This window comes from Inediibacterium massiliense (assembly GCF_001282725.1).
GTDB classification, from domain to species: domain Bacteria; phylum Bacillota; class Clostridia; order Peptostreptococcales; family Thermotaleaceae; genus Anaerophilus; species Anaerophilus massiliensis.
The window spans coordinates 792,004-807,505 of sequence record NZ_LN876587.1 but is presented as its reverse complement, the minus strand read 5'-3'; the positions used below and the strand labels follow the sequence as shown (position 1 = coordinate 807,505).

Sequence of the window (15,502 nt, the reverse complement as noted above, 5' to 3'; positions counted from 1 at the left end):
CTTTTACATGGAAAATTTAAGACTTCAAATAGATTTTTCTAAAGATTTATCAAATTTTCTAAGAAATACTTAAGATCTTAGCATTTCCATTATACAAAATTTTACTTATTTCATCTACCTATTCTTTATTTTTTACAATATGTATCCTTTCTATGAAAACTTTTAAATCTATACAAACAGTGGTATACTTAGAAAAACAAGAATAAATATTTGGAGGAATATATATGCCTTTTGACGGAATTGTAGTTTCATCAATTGTCCATGAATTAAAAGAAAAAATATTAATGGGTAAAATAGATAAAATTTATCAACCTGAAAACGATGAAATTCATATCTTGATTCGTTGCTTTAAAGAAAAATACAAACTTTTAATTTCTGCAAGTAGCAATCATCCACGAATTCATCTTACCCATACAGATAAAATCAACCCTCAAACCCCTCCTATCTTTTGTATGCTTTTAAGAAAGCATCTTCAAGGAGGAAAAATCATAGATATCTATCAAAAAGAATTTGAAAGAATTGTGGTTCTAAGTATAGAAAGCTATGATGAACTAGGAGTTTTATCTATCAAACAATTGGTTGTTGAGATTATGGGAAAACATAGTAATATTATATTATTAGATCCTTCTCAAAATAAAATATTAGATAGCATTAAAAGAATTTCAGGAGATATAAATAGATATAGAGAAATTTTACCTGGAAAAAATTATATTGCACCCCCTACACAAGGAAAACAAAATCCACTAAATCTATCCTTTGAAGATTTTGTATTCAAACTCAAAGAATCCAGCAATGGAACTCCTATTTACAAAGGAATCTATAAAAGTTTTCAAGGAATTAGTCCTGTAGCTGCACGAGAAATTTGTTTATTATCTCATATAGAAGAAGATAAAGGAGTCATAGAGCTTTTAGATGCAGATTATAAAAATTTATGGAACAATTTTCATAAATTTTTATGTATAAAAAATCAAAATCCTCACATAATCATCTCTAAAGAAAATGGTCAAATTGTTGATTTTTATCCTATCCCTCTTAAGATTTATCAATCTGTTTATACATCTATTGATTTTGATTGCATGAGTGATCTTTTAGAACAATTTTATATTCAAAGGGATTTATTTGACAGAATCAAGCAAAAATCTACAGATTTAAGAAAATTAATCAACCATACCATGCAAAAGCTATTGAATAAAAAGCAAAAGCTAAACGAAGAGCTTTTATCCGCTATGAAAGCTCAAAAATATAGAATCTATGGAGAATTATTAACTGCAAACCTTCACACTATAACAAAAGGAGACAAATCCGTAGAAGTCATAAACTTTTATGATGAAAACTGTGGTAAAGTCACTATTTCATTAAATGAACATCTAACTCCTGCACAAAATGCACAAAAATATTTTAAAAAATATACAAAATCTAAAAATGCACAAAATGAAATAGATACTCAATTAAAAGATGCAGATGATGAAATCCTTTATTTTGAAAATCTTATACAAACTATAGAAAACACATCAGATTTAGAAAATATTGAAGAAATTCGACTAGAACTTATGGAAGAAGGTTATATAAAAAAGAAGAAAATTTCTTCTAAAAAACATACTCCTAGTAAACCTATGTCTTTTATATCCTCAGATGGGTATTCTATATTAGTAGGAAAAAACAATAAACAAAATGATCAGCTCACACTAAAAATAGCTTCAAAAAAAGATTTATGGCTTCATACAAAAGATATTCCTGGATCTCATGTCATTATTGTCACACATAATGAAGAAGTCCCTCAAGCTACTATTTTAGAAGCAGCTGAACTTGCAGCATACTTTAGCAAAGGAAAAATATCAAGTAATGTACCAGTAGATTATACTACTGTTAAATATGTCAAAAAACCTAATGGTGCAAAACCAGGAATGGTTATATATGAAAATAATAAAACTATTTATATTACCCCAAGGTCTAACATAGTAGAAATTCTTCAAAAGAATCAGTCCAAATCTCAATAGATTTGGACTGATTCTTTCTTTTCAATTTTTTATTGATTAATACTCACTCCATTACTTCCATCTATTTCATTAAATTGTACACGAACAATTTCTTCTCTTGAAGTAGGAACATTTTTCCCTACAAAATCTGCACGAATAGGAAGTTCTCTATGTCCTCTATCTATCAAAACAGCTAGCTGTATAGACTTGGGTCTTCCCATATCCATAATAGCATCCATAGCTGCTCTTACAGTCCTTCCTGTATACAAAACATCATCTACTAATACAACTACTTTATTTGTAATATCAAAAGGAATGTCCGTACTATTCAGTACAGGATTTTCATCTACTTGTGTCAAATCATCTCTGTATAAAGTAATATCTAAAATACCCATATTTACATTTACATCTTCAATAGATCTTATTTTCTCTGCAATTTTTTTAGCAAAAGGAATTCCTCTTGTTTTGATTCCCACAAGGACGATCCCTTCTACCCCTTTATTTCTTTCAATAATTTCATGAGCAATTCTTGTAATTGCTCTTTGCATAGCTTTTTCATCCATAATATTTGCTTTAAATTCCATATTGTCACCTCTATTCATTTTTTGAAAGATTATTATTTTCTAAAATTTTTAGGATTCGTGTAAAATGATTTGGAAGAGGTACTTCAAATTCCATAAATTTTTCCTTTGTAGGATGTATAAATCCTAAAATTTTAGCATGCAACATTTGTCCATTTAAATGAAACTTTTCTTTTTTGGGTCCATATACAGGATCTCCTACTAGAGGATATTTGATATAAGCCATATGTACTCTTATTTGGTGGGTTCTCCCTGTTTCTAATCTAGCTTCTATCCAAGTATATTCTTTAAATCTCTTTAACACCTTAAAATGAGTAATGGCATCTTTTCCATTTCTTTGTACAACTGCCATCTTTAATCGATCCTGAGGATGTCTTCCTATCGGTGCATGGATGGTTCCTTCCTCTTCTTTTATATTGCCATGAACAAGCGCTGTATACACTCTTTTAATCGTATGTTCCTTTAATTGCTCTGCAAGGTGTCTATGTACATGATCTTTTTTAGCTACCATTAAAAGGCCACTGGTATCCTTATCAATTCTATGGACAATACCTGGACGGATAACTCCATTAATAGATGATAAATTTTTACAATGATATAATAATGCATTGACTAAGGTTCCATTAAAGTTTCCTGGGGCTGGATGGACAACCATTCCCTGTGGCTTATTGACTACTAAAAGATCATCATCTTCATAAATAATTTCAATAGGTATATTCTCAGCTTGAATATTTAATTTTTCAGGCTTAGGAATTTCTACTTCAATAAGATCATTTTCTTTTATCTTGTATTTTTTTGCTTGTATAGTCTCTCCATTTACTTTCACTTTTTCTTTTTCAATTAACTTTTGTATAAAACTTCTTGAAAAATCTGCTAATTCTTTAGATAAATACAAATCAATTCTTGTTTCTTCATCTAAATCATCCACAATAAACTCTATATGATCCAATCCAATCTTTCCTTTCTAGCTACGATTTTCTAAAAAAATCATATAATAACAAAGTCCTATTGCTCCAAATACAATACACATATCCGCAATATTAAAAACAGGCCAAATTCTAAAATCAAAAAAATCTACTACGTATCCAAATCGAATACGATCTATAAAGTTTCCTATAGCTCCCGCTATGACTAAACTTAGACTACCTGTTAATATTTTATGTAAATTTTTTTGCTTATATATATAAATAAAAATACTAGAAACAATAAAAACAGTAGCTATGATAAAAAACATTTTTTGATTTTTCAATATGCCAAAAGCTGCTCCTACATTTTGAACATAAGTAATATGGAATATATTTTTTACAATAGGTATAGACTCATGGACTGAAAATCTACTTTGGATGATCCATTTAGAACATTGATCTAAAAAAATCAATAAAATAATTAAAAAGTAATTCATTATACACCTCCCTAAAATACATATCTATCTGATTATAACATAACTTATATGGGTTTCGTACTAGCTTTGTCTATTTTTCATACAAAAAGTGAAGCATAGCTTCACTTTTTAGGTATATCTTCTCTTTCTTCGTCCTTTAATTGTCCTTTATAAAAACCATTACTAATTTGATCCACATATTCTACTGTTCCTGATACATTTTCATCATACATATTGTTATCATACCAATCAAGAGCCATATTATGTTCATCTGTTTTATTAAATCGAGCTACAGCTTGCCATGCATCTTCCCCATCAAATCCATTATAATCTTCATTTGTATCCATATAAGTTCTTCCAAAAGGGGGATATAGATTTTGTTCCTCTACAGGTCTTGTACGAACCTCATAATCTACACTTAATTTGTCCTTTTGGCAGTTCATGCATTGTAGTGCAGTAGGAAGCATTTCAAGTCTTTCATTTGGAATATCTCCTCCACAATCTATACATTTTCCATATGTGCCTCTTTGGATTCGATCTAGTGCATCTTCAATTTCTTTTAAATATAGTTCCTCATTATTTTTAAGATTAAAATTCATTTCCATTTCAAAAGTTTCTGTGCCTATATCAGCAGGATGATTGTCATATACAGATAATTCATCATAATATTCCTGCAAAGAAGCATTGGGTTCATTTTCATTCATACGTTCAATAGTTTTTATGGTTTCTTCTTTTTCATTCAATAACTTATTTTTATAATAATTTAATTTCTCCCTTTTCAAACTCAATTCCTCCTTTACTTATAATTTTCAATAATTTTAATCAATTGGGCAATATATTTTCCTATAAGAGGTAAATCTACTGTACTCTTTAGCATATAAAAAAATACGGCTGCCAATATAGTAAGTCCTATAGCTGTTCCTAATCCTCTTGCTAAACCTGCTATAAAGTTTATATACAACAATCTTTTAGAATCATTCATGATGTTTACATATTCACATATTTTCGTTTTTTCTAAATCTGTTGCTAATTTTTCTATATTTTTTTCAAATTTCATTAATCTTTTATCATCCATTATTATTCCCTCATTTTAAAAAGATTATTTTATGCTATTTTTCCCTCTTCGTGATTCTTATATGTAAAAATTTCTTCATTATTCTATCCACAAAAAAAGATAGAATGTTTTCACATTCTATCTTATAGTTTTTAATACATGTATTACAATATCAACAGAATTTCTTGCTGCCGTATGAACAAATTCATTAAAATTTACATCTGCTGTTCCATCTGCTTTATCAGACATGGCACGAATAATTAAAAAAGGAATATTACTTAAATAACAAGTATGTCCAATTGCAGCTCCTTCCATTTCCGCACAATATCCACTAAATTCTTTCCATAGAAAATCTTTCTTTTCTTTTGAAGCTACAAATATATCTCCTGATACTATTCTTCCCCTCTTTACTTCATAATTCTCATTTTTCTGTGCTTCTATAGCTGCTTTTATCAATTTCTCATCTGCTTTAAATATGTATTCCTCCATTCTAGGAATTTGTCCTAGTTTATATCCTCCAAATGCTGTCACATCAAAATCATGTTCAATCACGTCTTCTGATACTACAATGTCTCCTACTTCTAATTCCTCAAAAACAGCTCCAGCAACTCCTGTATTCATAATAGCATCTACAGAAAAATTACTAATCAATATTTGTGCACAAATAGCTGCATTCACTTTTCCAATTCCACTTCTTACTAAAACAATTTCTTTATTTTCTAAGTTTCCTTTATAAAATTTCATTCCTGCAAATACAGTTTCTTCTTTTAATTCCATTTTATCTTTTAAAATTTCAATTTCCTCATCCATTGCTCCTATAATTCCTATAGTATTCATTATATTTCCTCCCTATATCTTATTTTAAAAAACTTTATCAATTCTTTCTTTATTATACTTAAGATCAAATCCTTTTCAAGGATTTTATTTTTCATATCATATATCAAAAAATAAAATCCTCGCCGTAAACGAGAATTTTCAATTATATGGATTCAGTTTCTTCTACAAGTTCTTCTGACTCTCTATCAATGGTTTCAAGCTGTGCTTCTAAAAGCGTCTTAAATCTAGTTTTAAAAATTTGCAACTGCTTTTTCCCTTGTTCATATTCTCTTTGAATTTTTATTATTTCATCTTCTGCATTTTTTATAATTCTAGTAGCTTTACTTTGTGCTTCTTCTATAATTAACTCTGCTTTTTTTTGTGCATTTTGAGCTACTTCTTCAGCTGTACTCTGTGCAAAAACTAATGTATTGTTAAGAGTTTTTTCTAAATTTTCATATTTATTCACTTGATCATTTAAAAGAACAATTTTATCTTTTAATTCAATATTCTCTTTGTATAAATTTTCATAATCCATAATCACTTGGTCTAAAAATTCATCTACTTCACTTTCTTTATAGCCTCTTAATACTTTTTTAAACTCTTTATTTTGAATTTCAAGTGGTGTAATCATGTTATCCTCTCCTCTAGATCATTCTTTTTATGATCACCCTATATCTGTCCTTTTTTGTCTTATTTTCAATTTGATCTAATATAATCCTGCCCTTTCCCTTTACCGAAATCAAATCCCCTTGTTTTAAAATATATGAGGACTGATTGACAGGCTTGAAATTCACCTTCACTTTATCATATTGAATATTTTTTCCTATGGAACTTCTTGATTCTTTAAATCCTGCACTTAAAATACTATCTAGCCTTAGAGAAGCCACTGTAGTATGTATCCACTCCACTTTTTCTTCTATATCTATGATATTAGAAAAAGGAATAAGCTCTACATTTACTTTATACTTAGATATTTTCTCCAAATTCATTTGAATATACTCATATAATTCTTTAAATATAATTACATGGGCTTGTCCATCGTCAATTAAAATATCTCCTATTTTCTCTCTTTTTAATCCTAAATTTAAAATCGCTCCTAAAAAATCTCTATGACTAATATCTTCTTTGCTAAACTTTCCATAAATCCGAATAGCACAAATGGGACAATCTTTTTCTTCTAATGTCAAATATTCCGGATAAAAAATCATTACTTTTCTCTCTGCTTTTTCATATCCTCCAAATATTTTATAAGTAATATCATGAAAATGATGAAAAATAGGAACACAGAGAGAAATCTGATACGGATCATAAAAATCGCTAGATTTTATAGTATGTCCTCTAAATGTACTTTCCATTTTATTAAGTACTTTCATGACTACTTTTCTTTCTTCGTCATCTTTTATATGTTTGATTATCATTTCTTTGTCAATCAAAAAATCACACTTTCTAATAAAGTAAGCTAAGAATAACTTTTCTAATAAGGTCTAAAAATAATACAGCTAAAATAGGAGATATATCTATCATTCCCATTCCTATATTAAAATTTTGAAGTAATTTTCTAAAAGGTGCTAATATAGGCTCAGTTAATTGATAAATAACTTTTGTAATGGTTCCATATCCATGAGGCTGAATCCAAGATAATAAGATTCTTACTAAAATTAAAAAGTTTAATACTCTAAAAAAATACTCAACAGATCGCACCATCATCCACATTTTTTCACCACCTAAGGTCTATTTACTCCATGGAAATAAAGCTTTATTTTTTATTTCTTCATTAATATTGGCAGATATATCTACATTGCTAGGAGCTAAAATAAAAATACCCTTTGAAACTTTTTGAATACTTCCATCAAGTGCATAGACTGCTCCATTTACAAAATCAAATATTTTTTTTGCTAATTCTGAATCTAAATTTTCTAAATTGACCACTACAGGCTTTCTGTTTTTTAGATTATCAACAATACTTTGAGACTCTTCAAAATCAGTAGGTTCGTAAAGTACTACTTTCATTTGAGTCGTTGTATGTATATTAACAATTCTATTTCTTTTAGTAGGGAAAGGTGTAATATTATCTTCTTCTTCTTCAACAGTAGTTTCCATTACTTCTTCTTCCTCTTCTTCATAATCATCTAAACCCATAAAATATTTTACCTTTTCAACTAATTTACTCATATCATATCTCCTCTCTATTGATTATAATTTCTTTTTCCAAAAATTCCAGTTCCTACTCGGATGAAATTAGCGCCCTCTTCAATGGCAATTTGAAAATCATTTGTCATTCCCATGGATAAATATTTCATTTCTACATGAGAAAAATCTTTTGTCTTAATTTCTTCAAATATTTCTTTAAGTTCTTTAAAATATTTTCTTACCTCCTCAGGATCTTCCTCATAAGGAGCAATCGTCATCAACCCTTTCACCTTTATATTCTCAAAACATTTTATTTGTTCTAAAAAATCATATACCTCTTCTTTATACATACCAAATTTAGTATCTTCTTTTGCCACATTAATTTGAACCAGTACATCCATAACTTTATTATTTTGTTTTGCTCTTTTGTCAATTTCCTTTGCCAAACTGATTCTATCTAATGAATGAATAAGTTTTACCTTATCTATAATATATTTCACTTTATTCGTTTGTAAATGACCAATCATATGAAAAGAAACTGGGGATACTTGATCATATTTGTTGATAATTTCTTGAACTTTATTCTCTCCTACATCTTCTATTCCTTGTGCAATTGCTTCATTGATTTTAGAACTATCTACTGTCTTTGTAACAGCAATGAGTTTTACTTCCTCTGGATTTCTGTTAGATTTTTCACAAGCCTTATGAATTTCTTGTCTAATATGTATAATATTTTCCTCAATAGACATTATATATTCCCTCCATTTAATAAATCATTTGACCTTCCTTTACTTTGGAAGCATTTCTAGCTACTTCATCATATAATTTTACAGTGGATACAGCTTTTATTTCTTCTCCTTCTTTTTCATAAAAAATATTATTTTGAATAATTACATAATCTTCATCATAACCAATCACTTTTACTGGCTTAAATTTTGCATATCTATTAATATCTAAAACATAAACTCCTTGTTTTCCATCTTTTTGTATCAAACTATCTTTATAAAGCTTTAATCCCTCATAGTTGATGGCAATCACATCTAAATCAACTTTTCTTGTATTAAAAAATTTTTCAGCATATTGATCTATTTGAAATACAATCATACTCTTTTTTTTATTTTCTATAATACGACATACTTTTCCTTTTACTTCCCCACTAGAGAATTTAAAGGTTACTGTTTTTCCTTCTTTATAATTTTCTAACTGCTCCTCGTCTACATAGGTAATCATATACCATAAATTATTATTGACTACTTTAAATAATGGCTGATTTTGAATCACCTTTTCTACTTTCAAATCTGTTACTTCACTTTTGATATCTTTTAATTTATTTAATTCTATAGTAGTCATATTCTGAGGAGTCAATACACCCTCATATCCATCTATATTATAGCTAATTATTCCAGATATTGGACTTTTCATTCTTAAAACAGAAGCATTTATTTTTTCTTCTAATTGTTCTTGTTCTGCTGTCAATGTCTCTAAATTTTTTCCTGCAAAGCTTTTATCTCCTGAAATAATTTTCATCTTCTCTACTTTTGTATCTAATTCTTTTTTTAATTGTTCAATTTTAAGCAAATCATTTTTTTCCTTACATTCTTGAATAGATTTAATAATTTCTTGAATATCTTGATTAATTTTTGTTACATCGCTTTGAAATAAATCATTTTCATCATTTTTAATATTATCAATTCTTTGATTGACAACTTCTAACTTTCTCCTTGTAGTATAATCTACTGTATCTTTATAAATTTCTGCAATTCTATAACCTTTCTCAACTTTTTCTCCTTCTTGTGCAAAATATTTTATATCTCCCTCTACAGAACTCTTTACAAGCCTTTCATCTCTAATGATATAGCAGGAGAGTTGATCTATAATTTGAATAGTTCCATATTCAGCAATACTTGTTTCTTTTGTCATAGACCACATCATAGGCAAAAATTTAATCATTAAATATAAAATAATAATGCCAAGAAAAAAAGTTCTTAACTTATTCTTTTTTCTTTTCTTCTGAGTCTTTTTTTTCACTTCCTTCACCTGCACGCTTTCTTTTATTTAAATAATTCTTCACTTTTGTTGATTTTCCTGCATATTATTTATATTTATTAAAATTAGTTTTATAGTCCTACTTTACATTGGAAAATTATTACTTTCACGTACTTGTTACTCAAAGAAATTAAAAAATTTTCCATACCGACTAATAATTTTTATATCTTTAATTTCATCTACATTTACAAATTCAACTTCATCTTTAGGATTCACAATAAGCAAACGATTATCCTTTAATTTTGCTCCCACTATAATTCCTTTGGTTACATTTTTATTATGAAAATAAATTTTCATTTCATCTCCTGCCATAATTCTTATTTTCCCAATCTTAAAATATCTTGTTTCTACTTCATCAATATGCTCTTGTGAGATGGCTTTGCTATCTATAAAAATAAAATGATTCCATAAATAATATTTTTCTTTTAATATAGTAAAAATATAACCTAAAAAAAATATAATAAAAATAGCCCATAGGATATTCATTAGATACATCCACATAATCCTTCTCCTTAAATTTCAATATATTCATTTTACTGTATCTATTTTACTTGTATACTATTTTTTAGTCAACATCAACAAAGCCGATCTATTCTACTATTTTAACAATAGTGTAATAAATCGGCTGTCAAAAAAGTAAATACTTTCATACCTACTTTCCTATTTGGTCTGAGTGGGGAGACTTGAACTCCCGGCCTCTAGAACCCCATTCTAGCGCGCTACCAAACTGCGCCACACCCAGATAGCTCATAAGCAACTGATTTTTCATTTAAATATTATTATAAAATATATATCCATAAATTTCAAGTCATTTCTAATATGAATTCAATAAAAGAGTTAGATTTTTGCTAACTCTTTTATTGAATATTTATTTTATAAAATGATACAAATCAATCCACCACTACCATCATTAACAATTTTTTGCAATGTTCTTTGCATTTTCACTCTTGTATCCTCTGGCATAGTAAACAATTTATTTTGCATTTGCTCTTTCACCATATCATGAAGAGACTTTCCAAACATATTCGTCTGCCATATTTTTTTAGGATCTGATTGAAATTCATCTAAAAGATATTTTAATAATTCTTCACTTTCTTTTTCTGTTCCTACAATAGGAGATACTTCTGTCTTTATATCTGTTCTAATTAAATGTAGGGATGGAGCATTGGCTCTTAATTTTACACCAAATCTATTTCCATGTTTGAAGATTTCAGGTTCTTGAAGCTCTAATTCTTCAAGAGTAGGAGCTACTAGTCCATACCCTGTTTCTTTTACATTATTTAATGCTTCTTCTACTCTATCATATTCCTTTTTCGCTCTAGAAAATTCTTTAATGAGTCCTAGTATTTGATGATCTCCTTCTATTTTATATCCTGTAATTTCTTGCAATATATTATAAAAAAGTCCATCTTTCATTTTCATTTGAATATGGGCAATTCCTTCTCCTAATGAAATATCACTTAAACTTACTTCAGATACAACTTCCATATCTATAAATTTTTCTACATAACTTCTAATATGATTAATTTTTTTAACTTCTTGACTCCATTCTTTTACTGCATAAATGATTTTATCCTTTAACCAATGGGTCATATCTAATCCTTCTACCCATCCAGGAAGATGAATATTAATTTCTTTAATTGGAAACTCAAATAATACATTCTCTAATATTTGATTAATATCTTCTATCTCCATTTTTGCACAATCTGTAACCACTACTGGTACATTATATTTTTTTTCTAATTCTTCTTTTAATACTAAAGTTTCTTCTGCATAGGGTTGAATTGAATTTAAAACTAAAACAAAAGGCTTTTCAATCTCTTTTAGCTCTTTTATGACTCTCTCTTCTGCTTGTATATAGCTTGCCCTTTCAAGATCTGTCACGCTTCCATCTGTTGTAATTACCAGTCCTATCGTAGAATGATCCTTAATAACTTTTCTTGTGCCTATTTCTGCAGCTTCTTCAAAAGGAATTTCCTTTTCATACCAAGGAGTAGTTACCATTCTAGGCTTTCCATTCTCTTCATGGCCAATGGCTCCCTTTACTAAATATCCTACACAATCTACTAACCTGACTTTAAATTTTGCATGATCTTTTAATGTTAGCTCAATAGCTTCATTAGGTACAAATTTAGGTTCTGTAGTCATAATTGTTTTTCCTGCTCCGCTTTGTGGCAATTCATCTGTGGCTCTTTCTTTTCTATATGCATTTTCAATATTGGGTAATACTAGTAATTCCATAAATCTTTTGATGAAAGTAGATTTTCCTGTTCGAACTGGACCTACAACTCCTATATAAATATCTCCTTGTGTTCTTTCAGCAATGTCATTATATATATCGAATTTCTCCATTCCGTTCACTCCTTTATTTAAAAATATTTATAAAAAACCTTTCTTTACAAACATCATAAGTAAGCTTTTTTAATACATAAAAAATTACAATTTGATCTACTGATCATTATTATAGTTTTATTTAATAATTGTACTAACAGTATATATATATGACCTCTTTATAAACATTATGACTAAAAAAAAGATAGCCTAAGGCTATCTTTACCAATTAAATTTTTCATTTGCAACTACTTCTTCAATTTCATGAGTCCTACTTCTCATCATAAGATTGACTACAGCTTCTTTTACATTATGGTTATGATATAAAATATTATAAATTTCAGAAGTAATAGGCATATCTATATTATATTTTTTAGAAAGTTCATAAGCCACCTTTGTAGTTACCACTCCCTCTACAACCATACCTATAGATTCAATGGCTTCTTCTAGCTTTTTTCCTTCTCCAATTTTAATTCCACATCTTCTATTTCTACTATGCATACTCGTACAAGTTACAATCAAATCTCCAATACCTGTAAGTCCTGCAAAGGTACTCATATCTGCTCCCATAGCTGACCCAAGTCTTGCTATTTCTGTAATTCCTCTTGTCATAAGTGCAGCTTTTGCATTATCTCCAAACCCTAAGCCATCTGACACCCCAGCCCCTAATGCAATGACATTTTTAAGAGCTCCTCCTAGTTCTACTCCTACCACATCTGGATTTGTATATATTCTAAGCTTTGGAGAAATAAATATATCTTGTATATACTCAGCAACTTTTTTTGACTTGGATGCAACTACTAACGTAGTGGGCATATCCCTACATACCTCTTCTGCATGAGAAGGTCCTGATAAAACAGCAAATGAATTTTTGGGTAATTCCTGTTCTACTACTTGAGAAATTCTAAGTAATGTATTATTTTCAAGACCCTTTGCTGCGTTGACAATAATTTGATCACTAGAAATAATTTCTTTGCATTGACCAATTACTTTTCTAACAGCTTGAGATGATACAGTAAGTAAAATGACTTGGGTATCTTTTACTGCTTCATGAATATCAGAAAATAGATGTATATTTTCTGGTAAAAGTACTCCTGATAAATACTTTATATTCTCTCTCGTTTTTTGCATTTGTTCAAATTGTTCTTTATTTCTCATCCATAAATTTACATCATGTCCCTTTTTAGAAAGAGAAATAGCTAAAGCTGTTCCCCAACTTCCAGCTCCAAGTACACAAATATTATGTTTCATAACAAGGCCCCCTATATGATGAAAAGTTACCTTATTTTAGATTCAATCCCCTTCATCAGTCTTTCTATATTTTGTCTATGTCTATACAATGCCATAATAGCGATTACTAAACCAAAAATAAAATAATTTATACCTTTATCAAATAACAGCAAAAAAGGAAATATACTAATAGCTGTAATAGACGCTAAAGATACGTATTTACTTTTTATTAAAATCATAATTCCTATAAATATACAAATCATTGCAGCAAGAGAATGGACAGAAAGTCCTACTCCTATGGCTGTAGCAATTCCTTTTCCACCTTTAAATCCAAATAGTACTGGCCAATTGTGACCTATAATCACTAAAACGCCACAAATCAACGCAGTATTTTCTCCCCCTAATGCTCTTCCCAAAGCTACTGCAACCACACCTTTTAAGGCATCTCCTAAAAGTGTTATAATAGCAGCCTTCGCCCCTAAAGTCCTATATACATTGGTAGCTCCAGCATTTCCACTACCATAGTTTCTAATATCTATATTTGCCAACACCTTTGATACAATAACAGAAGTTGAAAAATTTCCCAATAGGTAACTGATAACCATAGCAAGTATTTTAAACATTAAATTTCTTCACCCTTTTCTCTATATAAAATACTTATTGGTGTTCCTTCAAATCCAAATGCTTCTCTAATTTTATTTTCAAGGTATCTAGAATATGAAAAATGTGTAAGTTCCTTATCATTTACAAAGATCACAAACATAGGAGGTCTAACAGATGCTTGAGTGACATAAAATATTTTGAGTCTTTTTCCTTTATCTGATGGTGGCTGATTGAGAAGGATTGCTTCTCCTATTACATCATTTAATCTACCTGTTTGCACTCTCAAAGCATGTTGATTAGAGACAAACTTAATCGTCTCTAGAATTTGCCCAACCCTCTGCTTAGTAACTGCTGAAACAAATAAAATAGGCGCATACGACATAAATGCAAGTTCATTTCTAATATCTTTTGTAAATTGATTCATAGTATTGGTTTCTTTTTCTAAAAGGTCCCACTTATTTACTACAATTACAGTTGCTTTTCCTGCTTCATGCGCATATCCCGCAATTTTTTTATCTTGTTCTGTAACTCCTTCTGTAGCATCAATCATAAGCATACATACATGAGCTCGATCAATAGCATTTAAAGAACGGATCACACTATATTTTTCTATATTCTCATTTACTTTACTTTTTCTTCGAATTCCTGCTGTATCTATAAATACATATTCATCTTCTCCATGCATAAAAGGAGTATCAATAGCATCTCTTGTTGTTCCTGCAATATCACTTACAATGACTCTTTCTTCTCCCAAAATAGTATTGATAATAGAAGATTTTCCTACATTTGGTTTTCCAATTACAGCTACTGTTATTCTTTCTTGATTCTCTTCTTCTCCATGTTCATCAGGAAATCTAGCTACAATTTCATCTAATAAATCTCCAAGTCCTAATTGATTGGTTGAAGAAATACATATAGGATCTCCAAGTCCTAATTGATAAAATTCATAAAATGAATCTGGCAATTTACTAGTATCTACTTTATTGACCACTACTAAAACAGGTTTTCCAGTTCTTCTAAGTAAAGTAGCAATGGCTTCATCATCTGCTACTAGTCCTGTTCTTCCATCTACCATAAATACTATTACATCTGCAGTTTCTATAGCCATCTGGGCTTGATTTTTCATTTGAGATAAAATAATATCTTTTGTATCTGGTTCCATTCCTCCTGTATCAATTAATGTAAATGAATGATTTAACCACTCTACATCTGTATATATTCTATCTCTTGTAACTCCTGGATGATCTTCTACAATAGATATTCTTTTTCCTGCAAGTTTATTAAAAAAAGTAGATTTTCCTACATTGGGTCTTCCTACAACTGCAACTACTGGTTTAGACATATACGCACC

18 protein-coding genes and 1 tRNA gene are annotated in these 15,502 nt (G+C 29.1%); 1 reads left to right on the top strand and 18 read right to left on the bottom strand.

Going from position 1 to position 15,502, the window contains the following annotated elements; genetic code table 11:
* Positions 1 to 224: 224 nt before the first annotated feature.
* On the top strand, positions 225 to 1,997 hold the full coding sequence (locus BN2409_RS12385) for an Rqc2 family fibronectin-binding protein (RefSeq protein ID WP_053956934.1): 1,773 nt from the start codon (positions 225 to 227) through the stop codon (positions 1,995 to 1,997).
* A 29-nt stretch (positions 1,998 to 2,026) separates the two neighbouring features.
* On the opposite strand, the gene pyrR is transcribed toward BN2409_RS12385, so the two are convergent.
* From pyrR to der, 18 genes are all read right to left on the bottom strand, one after another.
* Positions 2,027 to 2,560, bottom strand: a complete 534-nt coding sequence (gene pyrR / locus BN2409_RS12380) for a bifunctional pyr operon transcriptional regulator/uracil phosphoribosyltransferase PyrR (RefSeq protein WP_053956933.1) — start codon at positions 2,558 to 2,560, stop codon at positions 2,027 to 2,029.
* Between the two features lie 10 nt (positions 2,561 to 2,570).
* The gene (locus BN2409_RS12375; protein ID WP_053956932.1) at positions 2,571 to 3,506 is read right to left on the bottom strand and encodes an RluA family pseudouridine synthase; all 936 of its coding nucleotides are present in this window, start codon (positions 3,504 to 3,506) and stop codon (positions 2,571 to 2,573) included.
* Between the two features lie 15 nt (positions 3,507 to 3,521).
* Entirely contained in the window at positions 3,522 to 3,959 is a 438-nt protein-coding gene (lspA, locus tag BN2409_RS12370; protein WP_053956931.1) for a signal peptidase II, read from the bottom strand.
* A gap of 101 nt (positions 3,960 to 4,060) precedes the next feature.
* On the bottom strand, positions 4,061 to 4,720 hold the full coding sequence (locus BN2409_RS12365) for a TraR/DksA C4-type zinc finger protein (protein WP_053956930.1): 660 nt from the start codon (positions 4,718 to 4,720) through the stop codon (positions 4,061 to 4,063).
* Between the two features lie 14 nt (positions 4,721 to 4,734).
* Positions 4,735 to 5,013: a DUF5665 domain-containing protein gene (locus tag BN2409_RS12360; protein ID WP_110943114.1), complete on the bottom strand. Its 279-nt coding sequence runs from the start codon at positions 5,011 to 5,013 to the stop codon at positions 4,735 to 4,737.
* A 117-nt stretch (positions 5,014 to 5,130) separates the two neighbouring features.
* The gene (locus BN2409_RS12355; RefSeq protein ID WP_053956928.1) at positions 5,131 to 5,829 is read right to left on the bottom strand and encodes a 5'-methylthioadenosine/adenosylhomocysteine nucleosidase; all 699 of its coding nucleotides are present in this window, start codon (positions 5,827 to 5,829) and stop codon (positions 5,131 to 5,133) included.
* A gap of 142 nt (positions 5,830 to 5,971) precedes the next feature.
* The gene (locus BN2409_RS12350; RefSeq protein WP_053956927.1) at positions 5,972 to 6,442 is read right to left on the bottom strand and encodes a DivIVA domain-containing protein; all 471 of its coding nucleotides are present in this window, start codon (positions 6,440 to 6,442) and stop codon (positions 5,972 to 5,974) included.
* A 13-nt stretch (positions 6,443 to 6,455) separates the two neighbouring features.
* The gene (locus BN2409_RS12345; protein WP_199873016.1) at positions 6,456 to 7,229 is read right to left on the bottom strand and encodes a YlmH family RNA-binding protein; all 774 of its coding nucleotides are present in this window, start codon (positions 7,227 to 7,229) and stop codon (positions 6,456 to 6,458) included.
* A 28-nt stretch (positions 7,230 to 7,257) separates the two neighbouring features.
* On the bottom strand, positions 7,258 to 7,524 hold the full coding sequence (locus tag BN2409_RS12340) for a YggT family protein (RefSeq protein ID WP_053956925.1): 267 nt from the start codon (positions 7,522 to 7,524) through the stop codon (positions 7,258 to 7,260).
* A gap of 18 nt (positions 7,525 to 7,542) precedes the next feature.
* A complete protein-coding gene (locus BN2409_RS12335; protein ID WP_053956924.1) occupies positions 7,543 to 7,983 on the bottom strand; it encodes a cell division protein SepF in 441 nt (146 codons plus the stop codon).
* Between the two features lie 14 nt (positions 7,984 to 7,997).
* A complete protein-coding gene (locus BN2409_RS12330) occupies positions 7,998 to 8,693 on the bottom strand; it encodes a YggS family pyridoxal phosphate-dependent enzyme (protein ID WP_479691178.1) in 696 nt (231 codons plus the stop codon).
* A gap of 13 nt (positions 8,694 to 8,706) precedes the next feature.
* The gene (locus tag BN2409_RS12325; protein ID WP_053956922.1) at positions 8,707 to 9,969 is read right to left on the bottom strand and encodes a biotin/lipoyl attachment domain-containing protein; all 1,263 of its coding nucleotides are present in this window, start codon (positions 9,967 to 9,969) and stop codon (positions 8,707 to 8,709) included.
* A gap of 135 nt (positions 9,970 to 10,104) precedes the next feature.
* A complete protein-coding gene (locus BN2409_RS12320; RefSeq protein ID WP_053956921.1) occupies positions 10,105 to 10,488 on the bottom strand; it encodes a hypothetical protein in 384 nt (127 codons plus the stop codon).
* Positions 10,489 to 10,652: 164 nt separating this feature from the next.
* Positions 10,653 to 10,729, bottom strand: a tRNA-Pro gene (locus BN2409_RS12315).
* 131 nt (positions 10,730 to 10,860) lie between these two features.
* On the bottom strand, positions 10,861 to 12,339 hold the full coding sequence (spoIVA, locus tag BN2409_RS12310; protein ID WP_053956920.1) for a stage IV sporulation protein A: 1,479 nt from the start codon (positions 12,337 to 12,339) through the stop codon (positions 10,861 to 10,863).
* Between the two features lie 201 nt (positions 12,340 to 12,540).
* Complete coding sequence (locus BN2409_RS12305) at positions 12,541 to 13,569, bottom strand: NAD(P)H-dependent glycerol-3-phosphate dehydrogenase (RefSeq protein ID WP_053956919.1); 1,029 nt, start codon at positions 13,567 to 13,569, stop codon at positions 12,541 to 12,543.
* A gap of 26 nt (positions 13,570 to 13,595) precedes the next feature.
* Positions 13,596 to 14,171, bottom strand: a complete 576-nt coding sequence (gene plsY / locus BN2409_RS12300) for a glycerol-3-phosphate 1-O-acyltransferase PlsY (protein WP_053956918.1) — start codon at positions 14,169 to 14,171, stop codon at positions 13,596 to 13,598.
* Positions 14,171 to 15,493: a ribosome biogenesis GTPase Der gene (gene der, locus BN2409_RS12295; protein ID WP_053956917.1), complete on the bottom strand. Its 1,323-nt coding sequence runs from the start codon at positions 15,491 to 15,493 to the stop codon at positions 14,171 to 14,173. The genes plsY and der overlap by 1 nt, the downstream gene beginning before the upstream one ends.
* Positions 15,494 to 15,502 lie beyond the last annotated feature (9 nt).

What these genes read in the sequence shown, in the direction of transcription:
- BN2409_RS12320 (WP_053956921.1), bottom strand. Translation starts at nt 10,488, where the DNA reads ATGTGGATGTATCTAATGAATATCCTATGGGCTATTTTTATTATATTT.
- BN2409_RS12305 (WP_053956919.1), bottom strand. Translation starts at nt 13,569, where the DNA reads ATGAAACATAATATTTGTGTACTTGGAGCTGGAAGTTGGGGAACAGCT.
- der (WP_053956917.1), bottom strand. Translation starts at nt 15,493, where the DNA reads ATGTCTAAACCAGTAGTTGCAGTTGTAGGAAGACCCAATGTAGGAAAA.
- BN2409_RS12355 (WP_053956928.1), bottom strand. Translation starts at nt 5,829, where the DNA reads ATGAATACTATAGGAATTATAGGAGCAATGGATGAGGAAATTGAAATT.
- lspA (WP_053956931.1), bottom strand. Translation starts at nt 3,959, where the DNA reads ATGAATTACTTTTTAATTATTTTATTGATTTTTTTAGATCAATGTTCT.
- BN2409_RS12385 (WP_053956934.1), top strand. Translation starts at nt 225, where the DNA reads ATGCCTTTTGACGGAATTGTAGTTTCATCAATTGTCCATGAATTAAAA.
- spoIVA (WP_053956920.1), bottom strand. Translation starts at nt 12,339, where the DNA reads ATGGAGAAATTCGATATATATAATGACATTGCTGAAAGAACACAAGGA.
- plsY (WP_053956918.1), bottom strand. Translation starts at nt 14,171, where the DNA reads ATGTTTAAAATACTTGCTATGGTTATCAGTTACCTATTGGGAAATTTT.
- BN2409_RS12350 (WP_053956927.1), bottom strand. Translation starts at nt 6,442, where the DNA reads ATGATTACACCACTTGAAATTCAAAATAAAGAGTTTAAAAAAGTATTA.
- BN2409_RS12360 (WP_110943114.1), bottom strand. Translation starts at nt 5,013, where the DNA reads ATGGATGATAAAAGATTAATGAAATTTGAAAAAAATATAGAAAAATTA.
- BN2409_RS12345 (WP_199873016.1), bottom strand. Translation starts at nt 7,229, where the DNA reads ATGATAATCAAACATATAAAAGATGACGAAGAAAGAAAAGTAGTCATG.
- BN2409_RS12340 (WP_053956925.1), bottom strand. Translation starts at nt 7,524, where the DNA reads ATGTGGATGATGGTGCGATCTGTTGAGTATTTTTTTAGAGTATTAAAC.
- pyrR (WP_053956933.1), bottom strand. Translation starts at nt 2,560, where the DNA reads ATGGAATTTAAAGCAAATATTATGGATGAAAAAGCTATGCAAAGAGCA.
- BN2409_RS12335 (WP_053956924.1), bottom strand. Translation starts at nt 7,983, where the DNA reads ATGAGTAAATTAGTTGAAAAGGTAAAATATTTTATGGGTTTAGATGAT.